Consider the following 16,454-nt stretch of genomic DNA (forward strand, 5'->3'; position numbering starts at 1 on the left):
TTAAGCCTGTTCCAACGAGGTTTCAACACGGGTGGCGGTGGCCGGAATTTTCCCTGCCGCTACCAGACGCTTGTGCTGCTCGGCTTCGATGCGCTCGATCACATCGACCGGCACCATATAGCCTTGATCATCACGGGCCGCGTGGATCACGAAGTAGATCACGGTGCCGGCCAGGCTAGCGATTGCCAGCCACCAGATGTGCCAGATCATCGCGAAACCGAACACGGTCAACAGAGCACCCATGACCACACCGGTGGCGGTGTTGTTAGGCATGTGGATCGGCTGGTACTTGGCCGGAGCCTTGTAAGCGGTGCCGTTTTCCTTGGCTTCGGTGAACGGGTCGATGCAGTCGGCTTTCGGCAGCACGGCGAAGTTGTAGAACGGTGGTGGCGACGAAGTCGACCATTCCAGGGTGTGGGCATTCCACGGGTCACCGTGTTCGCACATGTTTTCCGGCTTGTTGCGGTCACGCACGCTGACGTACAGCTGGATCAGCTGGCAAGCGATACCCACGGCGATCATCACCGCACCGAACATGGCGACGTACAGGTACGGCACCCACTCAGGGTTGGTGGTGGCGTTCAGGCGACGGGTCATACCCATGAAGCCCAGAGCGTAGAGCGGCATGAATGCGACGAAGAAGCCCGAGATCCAGAACCAGAACGCTGCCTTGCCCCAGCCTTCGTGCAGCTTGAAGCCGAACGCTTTAGGGAAGTAGAACGCGAAACCTGCGATGTAACCGAATACCGCACCGCCGATGATCACGTTGTGGAAGTGCGCGATCACGAACAGGCTGTTGTGCAGAACGAAGTCGGCACCCGGGATGGCCAGCAGTACGCCGGTCATGCCACCGATGGCGAAGGTCACCATGAAGCCCAGGGTCCACAGCACCTGGCTGGTGAAACGCAGACGGCCCTGGTAGATGGTGAACAGCCAGTTGAACAGTTTCACACCCGTCGGGATGGAAATCAGCATCGTCGCCAGACCGAAGAAAGCGTTGACGCTGGCACCCGAACCCATGGTGAAGAAGTGGTGCAGCCAAACCATGAAGCCCAGGATCGAGATCGCACCCGATGCGTAGACCATCGAGTGGTGGCCGAACAGTTTCTTGCCGGTGAAGGTCGAGATGACTTCGGAGAAGATACCGAACGCTGGCAGGATCAGGATGTACACCTCAGGGTGACCCCATGCCCAGAACAGGTTCACGTACATCATCGGATTGCCACCAAGTTCGTTGGTGAAAATGTGGAAATCCATGTAACGGTCAAGCGTCAGCAGTGCCAGGGTAGCGGTCAGGATCGGGAACGAAGCCACGATCAGGACGTTGGCCCAGGTGCAGGTCCAGGTGAAGATCGGCATGTCCATCAGCTTCATGCCAGGGGTACGCATTTTCAGCACGGTGGCCAGGAAGTTGACCCCCGTCAGCGTTGTCCCCAGACCCGATAGCTGTAGCGCCCAGATGTAGTAGTCCATACCCACGCCAGGGCTGTATTGCAGGCCCGACAGCGGCGGATAGGCAACCCAACCGGTCTTGGCGAACTCGCCGACGCCCAGGGACAGGTTGATCAGCACCACGCCGGAAACCAGCAGCCAGAAGCTCAGGGAGTTCAGGAACGGATAGGCAACGTCACGCGCGCCGATCTGCAGCGGCACTGCAAGGTTCATCAGGCCGGTGAAGAATGGCATCGCCATGAAGATGATCATGATCACACCGTGGGCGGTGAAGATCTGGTCATAGTGTTCAGGTGGCAGGTAGCCAGGCGAACCCTCGGTGGCCATGGCCAGTTGGGTACGCATCATGATGGCGTCGGCAAAACCGCGCAGCAGCATGACCATGGCGACGATGATGTACATCACGCCGATTTTCTTGTGGTCGACGGACGTCAGCCACTCGGTCCACAGGTAGGTCCACTTCTTGAAGTAGGTGATTGCAGCGAACAGCGCCAGACCACCGAGCGCGATCATGGCGATGGTCACCATCACGATCGGCTCGTGGAACGGGACCGCTTCCCAACTTAATTTACCAAACATCGTTTACTCCTCTGCCCCGGCAGCTGAATGCGCGTTCATGTCCATTCCTTGCGTAGCGGCCACTTCTTTCTCTTCTTTCTCGTGCTTCACTTTCGGACCCGGTTTCATGCCTTCGTACTTGTCGACGATGGTCTGGAACAGGTTCGGCGTCACCGAGGAGTAGAGCTCGACTGGGTTGTTCTGGCTCTGCTTGGCAAGGGCGGCGTATTCAGCTTGTTCAAGCTGTTTAGGTGCCTTTTTGACTTCACTTACCCAGGCGTCGAATTCTTCCTGGGAAGTGGCGATCGCTTTGAATTTCATGCCGGTGAAACCAGCACCGCTGTAGTTGGCGGAGATACCGTCCATCTCAGCGTTTTCGTTGGCGATCAGGTGCAGCTTGGTCTGCATGCCCGCCATCGCGTAGATCTGGCCACCCAGCGCAGGGATGAAGAACGAGTTCATCACGGCGTCAGAGGTAATGCGGAAGTTGATCGGGGTGTGCGCCGGGAACACGATCTTGTTGACCGTGGCGATGCCTTGTTCCGGGTAGATGAACAGCCACTTCCAATCCAGCGCGACCACTTCGATGGTCACCGGCTTCACGTCCGATTCCAGTGGCTTGTACGGGTCCAGAGCGTGGGTCGACTTGTAGGTGACGTAACCCAGGGCAATGATGATCAGCACCGGAACGGCCCACACCGCGATCTCGATCTTGGTGGAGTGGTTCCATTTCGGGGTGTAGGTGGCGCTGGTGTTGGACGCGCGGTATTTCCAGGCGAACAGGAAGGTCATGACGATGACCGGAACCACGACCAACAGCATCAGCAGCGTTGCGGTGATGATCAGGTTTCGCTCGTCCAGACCGACCTGGCCCTTGGGATTGAGCAAGGTCATGTTGCAGCCTGACAGCAACAACGTGCCGATCAGCGGCAATAAGCCTAGTAGTCTGGGGTACCTGTTTTTACTCATCTCACGACCTCTAAAGCAGCTTGCGCAATGCAGTTGGGTTTTGATCGCCAACACTTCACCCTGCCAAGGGTTGGCATTTTTCTTGGATTGAATAAGGGCATGCCCGTCGTGCGTCAGACGCTGTACGACAAATCCCGGGCCTGCGGTGAGTTCTTATTCGAATTCGTGGTCAAAGGCCTTGTTACAGACCAATTCCATTTGGTGCGGGTAGTTGGAGGCTCCGACACCTGGGCATCGCATGAAGCCACCAGACCTCTCGACACCCTGTTCCTGCACATACCTGGTTAAGATTTGAGCAGCGTCGGGAATTCAGTGCGGGCGATTGTAGATATGTAGCGTTTTATAAACCATGTCTCATCCCGAAATAATTTTTATCCGAACCGGCAACAATCATTCACTGTTTTCGCAAAAGTGGCGCATCTTATCGAAATTGATTCTCAACAAAAACACCAAAATAAGTAGGTCTTCCGCCCACAGTTCAGACAGTATCAGGTGCCTCCCTGGTGCCCTTGACCCTGCCAGAGGCCCGATATGACGGGGACTCTGGCCATTCGTAAGCCCCTGTTAAAACTGCCTGTTCGGGTTCGGAACGGAAAAAACCGGGAGCCTGCAAAACAGCCCAATTTCGTTACCATTCCATGTGCCAATCCGGCTTCCATGAACGCCCTGCGACACCGACTCTGTGACAACATGTCGCACATGTGTCGCACCCCTGGCTGCCCCACATCAGGGTCTTTTTACCTGGTCTCTGGAATGCGCTGCTCAACACAAAAAAAGCCCCGCTCCTCTGTGCAAGGAACGGGGCTTTTTTGTCCGACAATACGTAGCGGCAGATGATCTCAGCGCAGCGCTTTGCGGTTACGCGACGTCAGCAGCGGCACCAGCACCACGATCAGTACGAACGCCACCAGCGCCCACTGCGCCAGCGACAAACCGAGGATCGGCGGGTATGGCGTGGAGCAGAAACCATCGACCTGGAAACCCAGCGGGAAGATCTTCGCCAGCGGCAAATCATCGACAATCGGTTGCAACACATCGATACCGCAGCTGACCGCCGGATAGAACTGCGTATAGACGTGATGCCCGGCAACGCCTGCACCTGCCAACGCGCAGATCACCACCAGGGTTTCGAACACCGTGATGCTGCGACGGTTGCGCATGGCCGCGCCGATGAAGGCGAAGATCGCGATCAGCAGCAGCGCATAACGTTGCAGGATGCACAGCGGGCAAGGCGCCTCGCCCAGGACAATTTGCATGTACAGCGCGCCGCCGATCAACGCCAGGCAAATGATGCCCAACAACACCAGGTAGCGCCGTTCACGCCCCAACCGCATGGATTCATCGCTCATCGCGTTTCCCTTCAAGATTCGAGTGCCCGCCAGTCTACACGCTGGCCCGGACCTTTGAGAGTCTGGGGCATGTGAGGGGGATTCGGGGAAATAGACGACAGGGCGGTTAAGAAGGGATTAACTTTCGAGCGTTTTTTTCAATTCAGGACCGCAGTGCGGCATTCGCGAGCAAGCCCGCTCCCACATTGGTCCGCGTCGTATGCAGATCAAATTGTGGGAGCGGGCTTGCTCGCGAAGCAGGCGACTCGGTCCCCCGAGTCGCCGCAACCACTTACTCCAGCGCCGCTGCCGGCCCGAAGAACTCATAGCGGCTTTGCTTCTCCGGCACACCCAGTGCCTTGAGATGGCGCTTGATGGACGCCATGAAACCTTTCGGCCCCAGGAAGTAAACATCCAGGTCACGCTGCTCCGGCAGCCATGCATTCAACTGCTGCTGGCTCAACAAACCGACCTTGTGCGCCGCCGGGCTCACGCCATCGTCCTCGGAATAGCAGTAGAAGCGCTTGAGTTGCGGGTGACGCTCGGCCAGGCCATCGATCCAGTCGCGGAAGGCATGCACGCTGCCGTTGCGCGCGCAGTGGATGAAATGCACCGGCCGCCGAGTCTCCAGCGCCGCTTCGAGCATCGCCAGGGTCGGGGTGATGCCAACGCCGCCGCTGATCAGTACCAATGGTTTGTCGCTGGCGGTCAGGGTGAACTCGCCCGATGGCGGGAACAACTGGATGCTGTCGCCGACATGCATCTGGTCATGCAGGTAGTTGGAAGCGCGACCACCGGCTTCACGCTTGACGCTGATGCGGTACTGGCCTTTGTTCGCCAGCGCCGACAGCGAGTAGTTACGACGGATCTCTTCACCGTCGAGGATCAGTTTCATGCCGATGTACTGGCCGGGTTCTGCCGCGAGGATCGGACCTTTGTCCGCAGGTTCGAAGTAGAACGAAGTGATCTCGGCGCTCTCCTTGACCTTGTCCACCACGATGAATTCCCGCGCCCCGCGCCAGCCGCCGTGGGCCTGTTCTTTTTGGTCGTAAACGCTGGCTTCGGCACCGATCAGGATGTCCGCCAGTTGGCCGTAGGCCGCGCCCCAGGCCGCGATCACTTCAGGGGTGGCGATCTCTTCGCCCAGTACTTCGGCGATGGCCCGCAGCAGGCAGCTGCCGACAATCGGATAGTGCTCAGGCAGGATCTGCAGGGCCACGTGCTTGTTGATGATCTTGGCCACCAGGTCGCCCAACTGGTCGAGCTGATCGATATGGCGCGCATACATCAATACGCCGTTGGCCAAGGCACGCGGCTGGTCACCGCTGGCCTGGTGGGCCTGGTTGAACAGCGGGCGGACTTGCGGGTATTCGGAAAGCATCATGCGGTAGAAGTGCGTGATCAGCGCCTCACCACCGCTTTCGAGCAGCGGTACAGTGGATTTGACGATGGCACGGTCTTGAGCGCTCAGCATAAGGTGACTCCCGGTCTTCTTGGGTTGCTAACGGATTACCCTATGCATATCAGCTTTCGTGCCAACTATTTAATCGTTAAAAATCAATAAGTTAAGAACGCTATAGTCATTTCGACACTGCCTGATTTATAGTCATACCGACTACACGGAGTCACTATGACTGCAAAACCACTGCTCACCGCTTTGCTGCCCCTGGTCTCCGACCTGTCCCGCGAACTGCCCGAGGGCGAGCGTTATCGCCGCCTGCTGGAAGCCATGCGCGCCTTGCTCCCATGCGATGCCGCCGCCCTGCTGCGCCTCGATGGTGAATGGCTGGTGCCACTGGCCGTCGACGGCTTGAGTACCGACACCCTCGGTCGACGCTTCAAGGTCAGTGAGCACCCGCGCTTCGCAGCGCTGCTCGGCAGCCCCGGCCCGACCCGTTTCGCTGCCGACAGCGACTTGCCCGACCCCTATGACGGCCTGGTCGATGGCCTGGATGATCATCTGGAAGTCCACGACTGCATGGGTTGCCCCTTGTTCATCGACGAGCGCCCCTGGGGTCTGCTGACCCTCGACGCCCTCGATCCGGAGCGCTTCGAACCGATCGAACTGGATGCCCTGCAAGCCTTCGCCAGCCTCGCGGCCGCCACGGTCAACGCCGCCGAGCGCATCGAGCGATTGAATAACCGGGTCGAAGATGAGCATCAACGCGCCGAGGTCTACCGCCAGGCCAGTGGCCAGCAGAATCGCGAGATGATTGGCCAGAGCAAAGCCCATAAAAGACTGGTGGAAGAAATCAACCTGGTCGGTGGCAGCGACCTGACCGTGCTGATCACCGGCGAAACCGGGGTCGGCAAGGAGTTGGTGGCCCAGGCCATCCATGCTGCCTCGCCCCGCGCCGACAAGCCGATCATCAGCCTCAACTGCGCCGCATTGCCCGATACCTTGGTGGAAAGCGAGTTGTTCGGCCATGTCCGCGGCGCCTTTACCGGGGCGATGAACGACCGCCGCGGCAAGTTCGAGCTGGCCAATGGCGGCACGCTGTTTCTCGATGAAGTCGGTGAGTTGTCGCTGACCGTGCAGGCCAAGCTGTTGCGCGTGTTGCAGAGCGGTCAATTGCAGCGACTGGGTTCGGACCAGGAGCATCAGGTCGACGTGCGCCTGATCGCGGCGACCAACCGCGACCTCGCCGAGGAAGTGCGCAGCGGTCGTTACCGTGCCGACTTCTACCATCGCCTCAGCGTTTATCCGCTGCTGGTGCCGGCCCTGCGCGATCGCGGGCGCGATGTGCTGCTGCTCAGCGGTTACTTCCTCGAGCAGAACCGCTCGCGGATGGGCCTCAACAGCCTGCGCCTGAACAGTGACGCCCAGGCCGCGTTATTGGCCTACGACTGGCCCGGCAATGTGCGCGAGCTTGAACATTTGATCGGCCGCAGCGCCTTGAAAGCCCTGGGCAACTGCAAGGAACGGCCGAAGATTCTCAGCCTGAGCGCCGCCGACCTGGACTTGCCCAACGCCAGCGTTGAAACCGCTGCAGAACAACCTGTCGCCACCGTCACCCAAGCGCCGACCGGCGATTTGCGTGAGGCCACCGAGCGTTATCAGCGTCAAATGATCGGTGCCTGCCTGGAACGGCACAACAACAACTGGGCAAGCGCGGCCCGTGAGCTAGGCTTGGATCGGGCGAACCTGGGGCGGATGGCCAAAAGGCTCGGCATGAAGTGATGGCCGCTTCGCGAGCAGGCTCGCTCTCACAAAGGCAGCGACAATCCCTGTGGGAGCGAGCTTGCTCGCGATGGCGTCTTACTGTTCGCCGCAATAGTTAAAGCCTGCTGCAAACAAGTCGATAACCCGGCATCGAAGTCAGGGCGATTCCGCGATTGCCCGTCACCTTTTTCCAGAGAAGGTTCCTATGTCCTCCACCAAAGCCCGCGCAGATTCACTTTCGCTTCTGCTGTTTACCCTGCGCAGCGGCAAACTGATGGCGATCAACCTGCTCAAGGTCAGTGAGATCATTCCCTGCCCGCCGCTGACCCGGTTGCCGGAGTCACACCCCCACGTCAAAGGCATCGCCACCCTGCGTGGTGCATCGCTGTCGGTGATCGACCTCAGCCGCGCCATTGGCGAGCGTCCGCTGGAAGACCCGAACGGCGGCTGCCTGATCGTCACCGATGTCAGCCGCTCCAAGCAGGGCCTGCACGTGCAGGCCGTGAGCAAGATCGTCCATTGCCTGACCACCGACATCCGCCCGCCGCCCTTCGGCTCCGGTGGTTTGCGCGCCTACATCACCGGCGTGACGTCGGTCGATGGCACCCTGGTGCAGGTACTGGACATCGAAAAGGTCATCCACGGCATCGCACCGGCACAAATCGAAATGGCGCCGACCGAACTGAGCATGGAAGACGCCGAACTGCTCGGCAACGCGCGCATCCTGGTGGTCGACGACAGCCAGGTCGCCTTGCAGCAATCGGTGCACACCTTGCGCAACCTTGGCCTGCAATGCCATACCGCCCGCAGCGCCAAGGAAGCCATCGATTGCCTGCTGGATCTGCAAGGCACCACGCAGCAGATCAACCTGATCGTCTCGGACATCGAAATGTCCGAGATGGACGGCTACGCCTTCACCCGCACCCTGCGGGAAACCCCGGACTTCGCACATCTTTATGTCTTGCTGCACACGTCGCTGGACAGTGCGATGAACGCCGAGAAAGCACGACTGGCAGGGGCAAACGCGGTGCTGACCAAGTTCTCTTCGCCGGAATTGACCCAGTGCCTGATCGCTGCGGCCAAAGCTGTCGCCGAACAGGGATATTGAGCCTTGGCCGAGGACTTTTGCTGGCTGATGCGGCGCGACCTCACTGAAGTCGTGCCGTCACCCGATTGGCCAGCCGGCCTGCAACTGAGCGAATACCATCCCGAAATCGGCGCAGCCGTGCACCGGTTGATGGAGTTCGGTTACCTCGAAGGTGGCGGTCGCGTGGCAGCGCTGGAGATGTGGCAATGGCAGTTCGAAAGCGACCCGGAATATGACCCGGCGCTGTGCTTCATCGCCCGGGATGCCGAAGGCATTGTTGGTGTGTGCCAGTGCTGGACCAGCGCTTACATCAAGAACCTGGTAGTGCATCCACGGTTCCAAGGCCGAGGATTGGGGCGTGCCTTGTTGTTGCAGGCGTTCAAGGTGTTCCAGCAACGGCGCGAAGGATATGTGGATTTGAAGGTGCTGGAAGACAACCACCGGGCGCGGCGATTGTATGAAAGTGTCGGGATGCGTGCCGTTCGCCGGGAGCCGGTTCCAGACTGATACGCCGCAATCGCGAGCGGGCTGCTCCCACAGGGTTATGTGTCATGCACAGAATTTGTGGTCGTACTCGGTCACGGTGGGAGCGGGCTTGCCCGCGAAGAGGCCGGCAAAACCGCCTCAAAACCTTCAGGCATACTCCATCCTTGGCCATTGTACATCCAAGGACGCCTGAACCATGAAAGCAGCCACCCTGACTTTTCTCTGCCTCACCGCCCTCACCTCTCAGGCCTACGCCTCCAGCCCCGACGCCTGGGCCGCCTACGACAAGGCCGTACTCGCCAGTTGCACCAAGGCCAGCGGCCTGAAAGACGCCAAACCCGTGGGCAACGCCGCGCAGTTCGATGACCGGGTTGGCTATACCGCGCTCCTGCTCCAGGGCCAGTACCCGCAAAAACACATGAAAGGTGCACAAGGCGCCGAGCTGTGCCTTTACAACAAAAAGAGCAAAACCGCGTACGTCACCGAATGGGACTCCATCCGCCCGGCCGCCAAGGTCAATTGAGTGGCGCACATTTCGTTACGGGCAGTTTGATCAATAACTTGTGCTACCGGCATTGGCCAGCTCGCGAAGACGGCAGGCCAGGCACTGGAAATTTCAGCGTTTACCCATCGACCGACGAGTCCCCGGCGGCGCCATGCCCGGCGTCTTGGTGTGGCCGTTCTTGGCGCCGTTCTTGTACCACGGCTGGTTCGAGCCTTTGGCTGCCGCCAGTTCGCCCGGCTTGAACGGGAACTTGAATGCCGGGATCTCGGCTTTGGCTTCGCTGTCGGTGCTGGAGTCAACGCTGACTGGCAGCTCGGCCTGCACGTCGCTCTGGGCGTCGGCGACCGGCGGTTGTTTCGGGGAAGTCATGAAAGCTCCGGGTGATGCATGAAATGTCGGGCCCGGTGAGCGAGCCGCATGCCACAGTATAAGAAGTGCGGCAGTATACCGGAACGGCAGCGACAAGCTTCAAACGGCAAGCTTCAAGTTAAAAACGATGGGAGCGACTTTTAAACTTGCAGCTTGCCGCTTGAAACTTGTAGCTTGCTAAGCATTCTTCACCGCCCGACGAGCCCGCCTCTCATGAAAAAGACTGTCCTGGCCTTCAGCCGCGTCACTCCGGCAATGGTCGAACGCCTGCAACAGGATTTCGACGTCATCGTGCCGAATCCGAAAAACGGCGACATCAACGCCCAGTTCAACGAAGCCCTGCCCCACGCTCACGGCCTGATCGGCGTTGGGCGCAAACTCGGCCGCGCCCAACTGGAAAACGCCGCCAGGCTGGAAGTGGTGTCCAGCGTCTCGGTGGGCTACGACAACTATGACCTGGCCTACTTCAACGAACGCGGAATCATGCTGACCAACACACCGGACGTGCTCACCGAAAGCACCGCCGACCTGGCGTTCGCGCTGTTGATGAGCAGCGCGCGTCGCGTCGCCGAACTGGATGCCTGGACCAAAGCCGGGCAATGGCAGGCCACTGTCGGTGCGCAGCTGTTCGGTTGCGATGTGCATGGCAAGACCCTGGGGATCGTCGGCATGGGCAATATCGGTGCGGCCATCGCCCGACGTGGTCGCCTGGGGTTCAACATGCCGGTCATCTACAGCGGCAACAGTCGCAAGACCGGGCTGGAACAGGAACTCGGCGCGCAGTTTCGCAGCCTCGATCAGTTGCTGGCCGAAGCTGATTTCGTCTGCCTGGTGGTACCGCTCAGCGAAAAAACCAGGCACCTGATCAGTCATCGCGAACTGGCGCTGATGAAGCCGAGCGCGATACTGGTGAACATCTCTCGTGGCCCGGTGGTGGATGAACCGGCGCTGATCGAGGCCCTGCAAAACAAGCGCATTCGTGGTGCCGGGCTGGACGTGTACGAAAAAGAACCACTGGCCGAGTCACCGCTGTTCCAGCTGAACAACGCCGTGACCCTGCCGCACATCGGCTCGGCCACCCATGAGACTCGCGATGCCATGGCCAACCGTGCCTTGTCCAACTTGCGCAGTGCCCTGTTGGGCGAACGGCCACAGGATCTGGTCAATCCGCAGGTGTGGAAGGCCTGATTAAACAATGGCACGTCATAATCGGCGTGCCACTCTACATAAAGCCTGGAAAACATCCCCTTAAATAACTTACCACCCAACCCATACAACAAGCGACACAACTCGCAAAGCACTCCCCCCCCAACACTATCTAAACACCTATAAACTCCGAAAAACAATAACGCATCAACCGTACATTCGGAGAGCATCCTGCATGAGCTATTTCACCACAGCCTGCCTGGTAAGGCGGAGCAAATTAATAGTTGTCTTCATGGCGGCATTATTCGGTATAACGACCCTTCTCAACAATATTACCGACTACACTGCATACGCCGAGTATATCGGGCGAATCATCAGCATGAGCGACACCACCGGCAATGATTCCCGCCGTTACCGCGCCATCAGCTCAACCCTGTTTCACCACCGCTTTTACTGGACACTGATCACACTCGAGACCATATTCACATGCAGCTGCATAGTTGGAGTCTATCAACTCTACCGTAAACTCAACGCACCACTCAGCGAGTTCCACGAAGCCAAAAAATTCGCAATAAGCGGCTTTATTACAGCCATTTTTGCGTATCAGACCATCTACATCATCATACTGAACGAATGGTTTGACTTAGAGTACTCCAAACAGGCCAACGCCTTTGAATGGGCACAAACCCACATTCAATACATGTTCTTCGGTATTATTTATCTGTTGGCGGCAAAGGATTCCTGAATAGTTTCAGGCCAGCTTTCCCGCCACCGGACTGGCACTTGCCTTGGGCTTGCGAAACACCAGCACATTACCCAACATGACCATCACCAGCCCCGCCATTGCCGGAGCGGTCCACTGGTAACCCTCGGCGAACGCCGAGACATTTAGCGCCACCACAGGGAACAGCACAGTGCAGTAGGCAGCACGTTCCGGCCCCATGCGGCCGACCAGCGTCAGGTAGGCGGTGAAACCGATCACCGACCCGGGAATCACCAGGTACAACAGTGAGCCGATATAACGCGCGCTCATTTCCAGGTCGAAGGGAATGCCTTTGACCAGACACCACACCGAGAGCATCGCCGCCCCGTAGGCCATGCCCCAGGCATTGGTGGTCAGCGGCTTGAGACCGGCCTTCTGTTGCAGGCTTGAGAGCATGTTGCCCGCCGAGAAACACAAGGTGCCGCACAGGGCCAGACCAAGGCCGAGCAAGGTTTCCGGACTGGCGGTATGCCCGGCCAGTTCCGGCCAGAACAGAAGGCCCAGCCCAAGCAGGCCCAGCGCACCGCCCATCAGCACGTTGCGGGCGATTCTCTGACCGAAGAACACCCGCGCGTTGAGGGCATTCCACAAGGTGGCGGTGGAAAACACGACGGCCACCAGACCGCTGGGGATCCACTGGCTCGCGGTGAGGAAGCACATGAAGTTGACGCAGAACAGGCACAAGCCCTGAGCCAGGCAAATCAGGTGTCCGCGACGGTTCATCACTTGCAGGCGCCGACTGAGCAACAGGATCACGAACAGCACCAGCGCGGCGAGGCCGAAGCGATAGACGATCGACACGGGAATCGCCACCACGCCCAGCTGCCATTTCAGGGCAATCCAGGTGGTGCCCCAGATCAGCACGGTCAGCAGGTACAAAGAAAGGTTCATGACAAAGGCTCCTCGATAGGTGCCCAGTGTCCGGCGCCACGCCTGGACGCACTTGCATAAACTTGCGCTTTTGTCTGGCGACCGGCTGGCAGGCGCACGTCTACGGAGTAGGATGCAGGGCGTTGGATGCAGGTGTTAGAGAGCAACGATCATGGCTGCACTGGATACCCTACAAGTCTTTCAAGCCCTCAACCGCTCGCCGAATGCTCGTCTGGAGCACAGCGCCGAGCTGGGTGACGGCTTGTCTGCAGCCTTGTGGAGCAATCACCACGACGCCCAGGAATACGAAGCGCCCAGCCACCACACGTTGTCCTGTTACATAGCCGGCGGCACCGGCACCTTCCGTCGCGACCAGCCCGGCAACAAGGGCGGCCCGGACAAACTGTGCATCCTGCCCGCCGACCACCAGTCAGGCTGGGTGATCAACGGCGACATCCGCCTGGCACACCTGTATTTCAGCCCCGAACAATTTGCCCTCGGCTGCGTCACCCTGCTTGATCGCGAGCCACGGGAAATGCAGCTGCGCGAGCAGACCTTTCTCGATGACCCGCAGCAGGCGCTGCGCTTTCGGCAATTGATCAGTTTGAACTGGGACGAGCCGGGCGAGCGCCTGCTGACCAGCAGTCTGGCCCACGAACTGCTCAGCCATGCCCTGCTCAGCCAGGTCAACGCCCGACAAGGCCTGCGCCTTAAAGGTGGATTGGCCGCGCATCAGCGCCGGCATCTGGTGGAGTACATCGACAGCCATCTGGACGAGGCCATCAGCCTCGGTCAGTTGGCGGCGTTGTGCGCGTTGTCGGAGTACCACTTCGCGCGGATGTTCCGCGAAAGCTTCGGCTTGCCACCCCACCAGTACCTGCTGGCGCGGCGCCTGAACCGGGCGCGGGAATTGCTGCGCACGACAGCGCAGCCACTGGGGGAGATTGCGCTGGCTTGCGGCTTCTCCAGTGCCAGCCACTTCACCAACCGCTTTCGCCAGGCATTGGGTGGAACGCCCGGTGAATATCGACAGGCGTTTTTGCGCTAGGCCCGGGATTTTCGGCGCCTCAATTACCGTCTTCGCGGGCAAGCCCGCTCCCACAGGAATTGGCGCTGCTCTCAGATTTTGAGGCAACCTCTGAACCTGTGGGAGCGAGCTTGCTCCGGGCGGCGTTCCGACGATGAACGATGACGCGGTCTGTCGTCAGAACTCCAAGGTGCTCGACAACGTCACCTGCCGCGAATCCCCCATGGAAACAAAGAACCGGCTCGCCGCCGAGGTGTAGTAGGTGCGGTCGAACAGGTTCTTCACGTTGAGCTGAAACTTGACCCTCTGCCCGTCGAGCCGGGTGTCGTAGGTGGCGAACGCATCGGCCACGGTGTAGCTCGGCAGGTCGAAATCGTTCACCGCGTTGCCCGCGCGCTCACCCACATAACGCGCCCCGGCGCCGACCCGCAGTTGATCAGCGCCAATGACGCTGCCGAAGTCATAGACCGCCGACAACGAACCGCTGTTCTTCGCCACGTTTTGCAGTTGATTACCCTTGTAAACCGGGTCTTCGGTGACTTCGGCATCGGTATAGGCGTAGCTGCCGATCATGCTCCAGCGATCGGTGAGCTGACCGCTCAAGTCCACTTCCAGGCCACGGGAGCGCACTTCGCCAGCGGCGCTGTAGATCGTGGTCGGGCCTTCGGCGTTGGCCACCAGCACATTGCGCTTCTTGATGTCGAACAGCGCGATGTTGCCGGTGACGCGGCCCGGCAGATCAAGCTTGGCACCCAACTCCCAGGACTTGGCTTCTTCCGGCGCGATGCCGCCGTCAAGCACGGTACTGCTGCCGCTCAACGGCGCGATTGTCGAGTTGGGTTTGAACGATTCGGTGTAGCTGCCGTAGAACGACAAGGCATCGGTGTACTTGTACACAAGGCCCGCGCGCGGCACCCATTGCTGCCCGTTGCTGTCGGTGTTGGCGTGGAACGGCACGCCTTTGCCGGCGTACTGGTCATAAACCTGGAAACGCGCGCCGGCCACCAGAATCCATTGCTCGTTGAGGTGGATGGAATCCTGCAGGAAGGCCGAATCGCTGCGCAGTTCATCGGTCTGCGCACTGTCGGGCGCACTGACGGTGGTGCCCGCCACTTCCCGACCATAGACCGGATTGACATAACTGAACGTGGTCAGGCTTTTCTGGCGGATCAGGTCTTCGCGGTAGATCTTGCGGTACTCGTCATCGATGCCGAACAGCAGGTCGTGCTGCATACCGAGCACATTCACATTGCCTTCGAGGCTGGCGGTGGTGAATCGGTCGGTGCTGATCGCGTTCTGCGTGCCGTCCATGTTGCGGGTCAGGGTGCCCTTTTTTGTGTCGATGGCGGTCACTCGCACCTGGCTGGCGTCGTAGGTTTCGCGGTTCCAGCTATAGCCGAAATGGGCTTTCCAGTTGTCGTTGAGTTCGTGATCGGCCTCGAAGTGATAGAGGTCCGAACGCCCTTCCATGTTGTTGAACGGCTCGTCGAGACGCTCGTTGCGCGAGATGTCCAGCGGGTGGTTGGTCCGCGGGTCGATCAGCGTACCGCGGTCGAACGGCGTGAGGAATTCGCGGTGCTCATAGGCGAACAGCAGCTGGGTGCTTTCGCCGTACCAGGCCAGCGACGGCGCAATCAGGCTTTCGCGATGCACGCCGAAGTTGCGCCAGTAATCTTCGTCTTCGTAGTCCAGCACCATGCGGTAGGCCAGCCCGGAATTGCCGAGGGCGCCGGTGCTGTCGAGAGTGCCGCCGCTGCCGTTCTTGCCGTCGTCATAGCTCGAACCGCGCGCAGTCAGCGCGTTGTACTGCTCAAGTTCGGGCTTCTTGCTGACCATGTTGACCACGCCGCCCGGATCCTGGATGCCGTAGAGCAACGAGGCCGGGCCCTTGAGCACTTCGACCCGGTCCACGCTGGCGTTGAGACCGCGGCCCTGCACGATCGGCATGCCGTCGCGCATGATCGAGCCGTTACGGTTGTCCCCAAAACCGCGAACCATCACCGAGTCCTGGGTGCTGCCCAGGGTGTTGGCCTGGGTGATTCCGCTGACGTTGGCCAGGGCGTCATCGAGATAGCGCGGTGCCTGATCGCGGATCACCTGGGCCGGGACGACGTTGATGGTCTGCGGGATGTCCTGAATCGGGGCCGAAGAGCGCATCACCGAAGAGGTCGGTGGCGGCTGGTAGCTCATGGACTCATCCATCACCGAGGTGATGGTGGTCGCACCCAGTGTCAACGCCCCCTCAGTCGGCTGCGGCTCCAGGGCCATGGTATGGCCGTCGGTGCGGCGGAACGTCAATCCCGAGCCGGTGAGCAGACGTTGCAGGGCCTGTTCGGCACTCATCTGTCCATTGACCGCCGGTGCATTGAGGCCGTACGGCGCTTCATCGGTATAAACGACGCTGATGCCGGTTACCCGGCTGAAATCACTCAGTGCCTGGGGCAGCGGTTTGGCGGCCAGCGAGAAACTGAACTGCGCACGCGGTTGACTGCTGCCCGTCTCTGCCGCCAGCGCCAGGCCAAGCGGCAACAACGCCGATGCCGAAAAGCTCAACGCAGACACACCCAACCATTGTTTGACCGAACCCGATTTTGCCCTGGACTTCATGACTCATGACCTGTGTAGAACCGCAACGGATGCGAATGACTCGCAGTTTCAGTCACTACACGGATGGCGATCGGGTTTACCTCATCACAATGTGAAAATATTTTTATTCCGGGTGATGTGGTGT

The 16,454-nt window shown here is 59.6% G+C and carries 15 protein-coding genes; 8 read left to right on the forward strand and 7 right to left on the reverse strand.

The annotated features are described in order from the left end of the window. Together cyoB and cyoA are read right to left on the reverse strand one after the other, a co-directional pair. Nucleotides 1-2,031: a cytochrome o ubiquinol oxidase subunit I gene (gene cyoB, locus BSF40_RS16270; RefSeq protein WP_015093557.1), complete on the reverse strand. Its 2,031-nt coding sequence runs from the start codon at nucleotides 2,029-2,031 to the stop codon at nucleotides 1-3. A gap of 3 nt (nucleotides 2,032-2,034) precedes the next feature. Then, nucleotides 2,035-2,979 carry a ubiquinol oxidase subunit II gene (gene cyoA, locus BSF40_RS16275; RefSeq protein WP_095965836.1) on the reverse strand — a complete coding sequence of 315 codons (945 nt, stop codon included), beginning with the start codon at nucleotides 2,977-2,979 and terminating at the stop codon, nucleotides 2,035-2,037. Nucleotides 2,980-3,006: 27 nt separating this feature from the next. Here cyoA and BSF40_RS16280 point away from each other — a divergent pair, with 27 nt between their 5' ends. Then, entirely contained in the window at nucleotides 3,007-3,267 is a 261-nt protein-coding gene (locus BSF40_RS16280) for a hypothetical protein (RefSeq protein WP_041474780.1), read from the forward strand. 551 nt (nucleotides 3,268-3,818) lie between these two features. On the opposite strand, the gene BSF40_RS16285 is transcribed toward BSF40_RS16280, so the two are convergent. After that, entirely contained in the window at nucleotides 3,819-4,328 is a 510-nt protein-coding gene (locus BSF40_RS16285; protein WP_007970367.1) for a disulfide bond formation protein B, read from the reverse strand. 271 nt (nucleotides 4,329-4,599) lie between these two features. After that, on the reverse strand, nucleotides 4,600-5,781 hold the full coding sequence (gene hmpA / locus BSF40_RS16290) for an NO-inducible flavohemoprotein (RefSeq protein ID WP_095965837.1): 1,182 nt from the start codon (nucleotides 5,779-5,781) through the stop codon (nucleotides 4,600-4,602). A gap of 156 nt (nucleotides 5,782-5,937) precedes the next feature. Here hmpA and norR point away from each other — a divergent pair, with 156 nt between their 5' ends. The 4 genes from norR to BSF40_RS16310 all read left to right on the forward strand — a co-directional run bounded on the left by norR (nucleotide 5,938) and on the right by BSF40_RS16310 (nucleotide 9,566). Continuing rightward, the gene (norR, locus tag BSF40_RS16295) at nucleotides 5,938-7,488 is read left to right on the forward strand and encodes a nitric oxide reductase transcriptional regulator NorR (RefSeq protein WP_095965838.1); all 1,551 of its coding nucleotides are present in this window, start codon (nucleotides 5,938-5,940) and stop codon (nucleotides 7,486-7,488) included. Nucleotides 7,489-7,675: 187 nt separating this feature from the next. After that, the gene (locus tag BSF40_RS16300) at nucleotides 7,676-8,578 is read left to right on the forward strand and encodes a chemotaxis protein CheV (protein WP_095965839.1); all 903 of its coding nucleotides are present in this window, start codon (nucleotides 7,676-7,678) and stop codon (nucleotides 8,576-8,578) included. A gap of 27 nt (nucleotides 8,579-8,605) precedes the next feature. After that, the gene (locus BSF40_RS16305; RefSeq protein WP_015093552.1) at nucleotides 8,606-9,064 is read left to right on the forward strand and encodes an N-acetyltransferase; all 459 of its coding nucleotides are present in this window, start codon (nucleotides 8,606-8,608) and stop codon (nucleotides 9,062-9,064) included. Nucleotides 9,065-9,239: 175 nt separating this feature from the next. Next, nucleotides 9,240-9,566 (forward strand): hypothetical protein, encoded by a 327-nt coding sequence (locus tag BSF40_RS16310; RefSeq protein WP_095965840.1) that lies wholly within the window; start codon nucleotides 9,240-9,242, stop codon nucleotides 9,564-9,566. 93 nt (nucleotides 9,567-9,659) lie between these two features. Here the strand turns inward: BSF40_RS16310 and BSF40_RS16315 are convergent, their stop codons facing one another. Then, nucleotides 9,660-9,917 (reverse strand): hypothetical protein, encoded by a 258-nt coding sequence (locus BSF40_RS16315; RefSeq protein ID WP_095965841.1) that lies wholly within the window; start codon nucleotides 9,915-9,917, stop codon nucleotides 9,660-9,662. A gap of 213 nt (nucleotides 9,918-10,130) precedes the next feature. Here BSF40_RS16315 and BSF40_RS16320 point away from each other — a divergent pair, with 213 nt between their 5' ends. Further along, nucleotides 10,131-11,105 (forward strand): D-glycerate dehydrogenase, encoded by a 975-nt coding sequence (locus BSF40_RS16320; RefSeq protein WP_095965842.1) that lies wholly within the window; start codon nucleotides 10,131-10,133, stop codon nucleotides 11,103-11,105. A 193-nt stretch (nucleotides 11,106-11,298) separates the two neighbouring features. Then, complete coding sequence (locus tag BSF40_RS16325; RefSeq protein WP_095965843.1) at nucleotides 11,299-11,808, forward strand: DUF2165 family protein; 510 nt, start codon at nucleotides 11,299-11,301, stop codon at nucleotides 11,806-11,808. A gap of 6 nt (nucleotides 11,809-11,814) precedes the next feature. Here BSF40_RS16325 and BSF40_RS16330 read toward each other — a convergent pair whose 3' ends face one another. Further along, the gene (locus BSF40_RS16330; RefSeq protein WP_095965844.1) at nucleotides 11,815-12,717 is read right to left on the reverse strand and encodes a DMT family transporter; all 903 of its coding nucleotides are present in this window, start codon (nucleotides 12,715-12,717) and stop codon (nucleotides 11,815-11,817) included. Between the two features lie 151 nt (nucleotides 12,718-12,868). Here BSF40_RS16330 and BSF40_RS16335 point away from each other — a divergent pair, with 151 nt between their 5' ends. Next, entirely contained in the window at nucleotides 12,869-13,744 is an 876-nt protein-coding gene (locus BSF40_RS16335) for a helix-turn-helix domain-containing protein (RefSeq protein WP_095965845.1), read from the forward strand. A gap of 156 nt (nucleotides 13,745-13,900) precedes the next feature. Here BSF40_RS16335 and BSF40_RS16340 read toward each other — a convergent pair whose 3' ends face one another. After that, nucleotides 13,901-16,330: a TonB-dependent receptor gene (locus tag BSF40_RS16340; RefSeq protein WP_095965846.1), complete on the reverse strand. Its 2,430-nt coding sequence runs from the start codon at nucleotides 16,328-16,330 to the stop codon at nucleotides 13,901-13,903. Between the last annotated feature and the right edge of the window lie 124 nt (nucleotides 16,331-16,454).

Origin of the sequence: Pseudomonas sp. ACN5 (genome assembly GCF_002303975.1) — a bacterium.
GTDB lineage: Bacteria > Pseudomonadota > Gammaproteobacteria > Pseudomonadales > Pseudomonadaceae > Aquipseudomonas > Aquipseudomonas laurylsulfatiphila.

Excerpts from the sequence above, each read along its gene's own strand:
- BSF40_RS16330 (WP_095965844.1), bottom strand. The coding sequence starts at position 12,717 with ATGAACCTTTCTTTGTACCTGCTGACCGTGCTGATCTGGGGCACCACC.
- BSF40_RS16310 (WP_095965840.1), top strand. The coding sequence starts at position 9,240 with ATGAAAGCAGCCACCCTGACTTTTCTCTGCCTCACCGCCCTCACCTCT.
- BSF40_RS16320 (WP_095965842.1), top strand. The coding sequence starts at position 10,131 with ATGAAAAAGACTGTCCTGGCCTTCAGCCGCGTCACTCCGGCAATGGTC.
- BSF40_RS16335 (WP_095965845.1), top strand. The coding sequence starts at position 12,869 with ATGGCTGCACTGGATACCCTACAAGTCTTTCAAGCCCTCAACCGCTCG.
- cyoA (WP_095965836.1), bottom strand. The coding sequence starts at position 2,979 with ATGAGTAAAAACAGGTACCCCAGACTACTAGGCTTATTGCCGCTGATC.
- BSF40_RS16305 (WP_015093552.1), top strand. The coding sequence starts at position 8,606 with ATGCGGCGCGACCTCACTGAAGTCGTGCCGTCACCCGATTGGCCAGCC.
- BSF40_RS16315 (WP_095965841.1), bottom strand. The coding sequence starts at position 9,917 with ATGACTTCCCCGAAACAACCGCCGGTCGCCGACGCCCAGAGCGACGTG.
- norR (WP_095965838.1), top strand. The coding sequence starts at position 5,938 with ATGACTGCAAAACCACTGCTCACCGCTTTGCTGCCCCTGGTCTCCGAC.
- hmpA (WP_095965837.1), bottom strand. The coding sequence starts at position 5,781 with ATGCTGAGCGCTCAAGACCGTGCCATCGTCAAATCCACTGTACCGCTG.
- BSF40_RS16340 (WP_095965846.1), bottom strand. The coding sequence starts at position 16,330 with ATGAAGTCCAGGGCAAAATCGGGTTCGGTCAAACAATGGTTGGGTGTG.
- BSF40_RS16300 (WP_095965839.1), top strand. The coding sequence starts at position 7,676 with ATGTCCTCCACCAAAGCCCGCGCAGATTCACTTTCGCTTCTGCTGTTT.
- BSF40_RS16280 (WP_041474780.1), top strand. The coding sequence starts at position 3,007 with ATGCAGTTGGGTTTTGATCGCCAACACTTCACCCTGCCAAGGGTTGGC.
- cyoB (WP_015093557.1), bottom strand. The coding sequence starts at position 2,031 with ATGTTTGGTAAATTAAGTTGGGAAGCGGTCCCGTTCCACGAGCCGATC.
- BSF40_RS16285 (WP_007970367.1), bottom strand. The coding sequence starts at position 4,328 with ATGAGCGATGAATCCATGCGGTTGGGGCGTGAACGGCGCTACCTGGTG.
- BSF40_RS16325 (WP_095965843.1), top strand. The coding sequence starts at position 11,299 with ATGAGCTATTTCACCACAGCCTGCCTGGTAAGGCGGAGCAAATTAATA.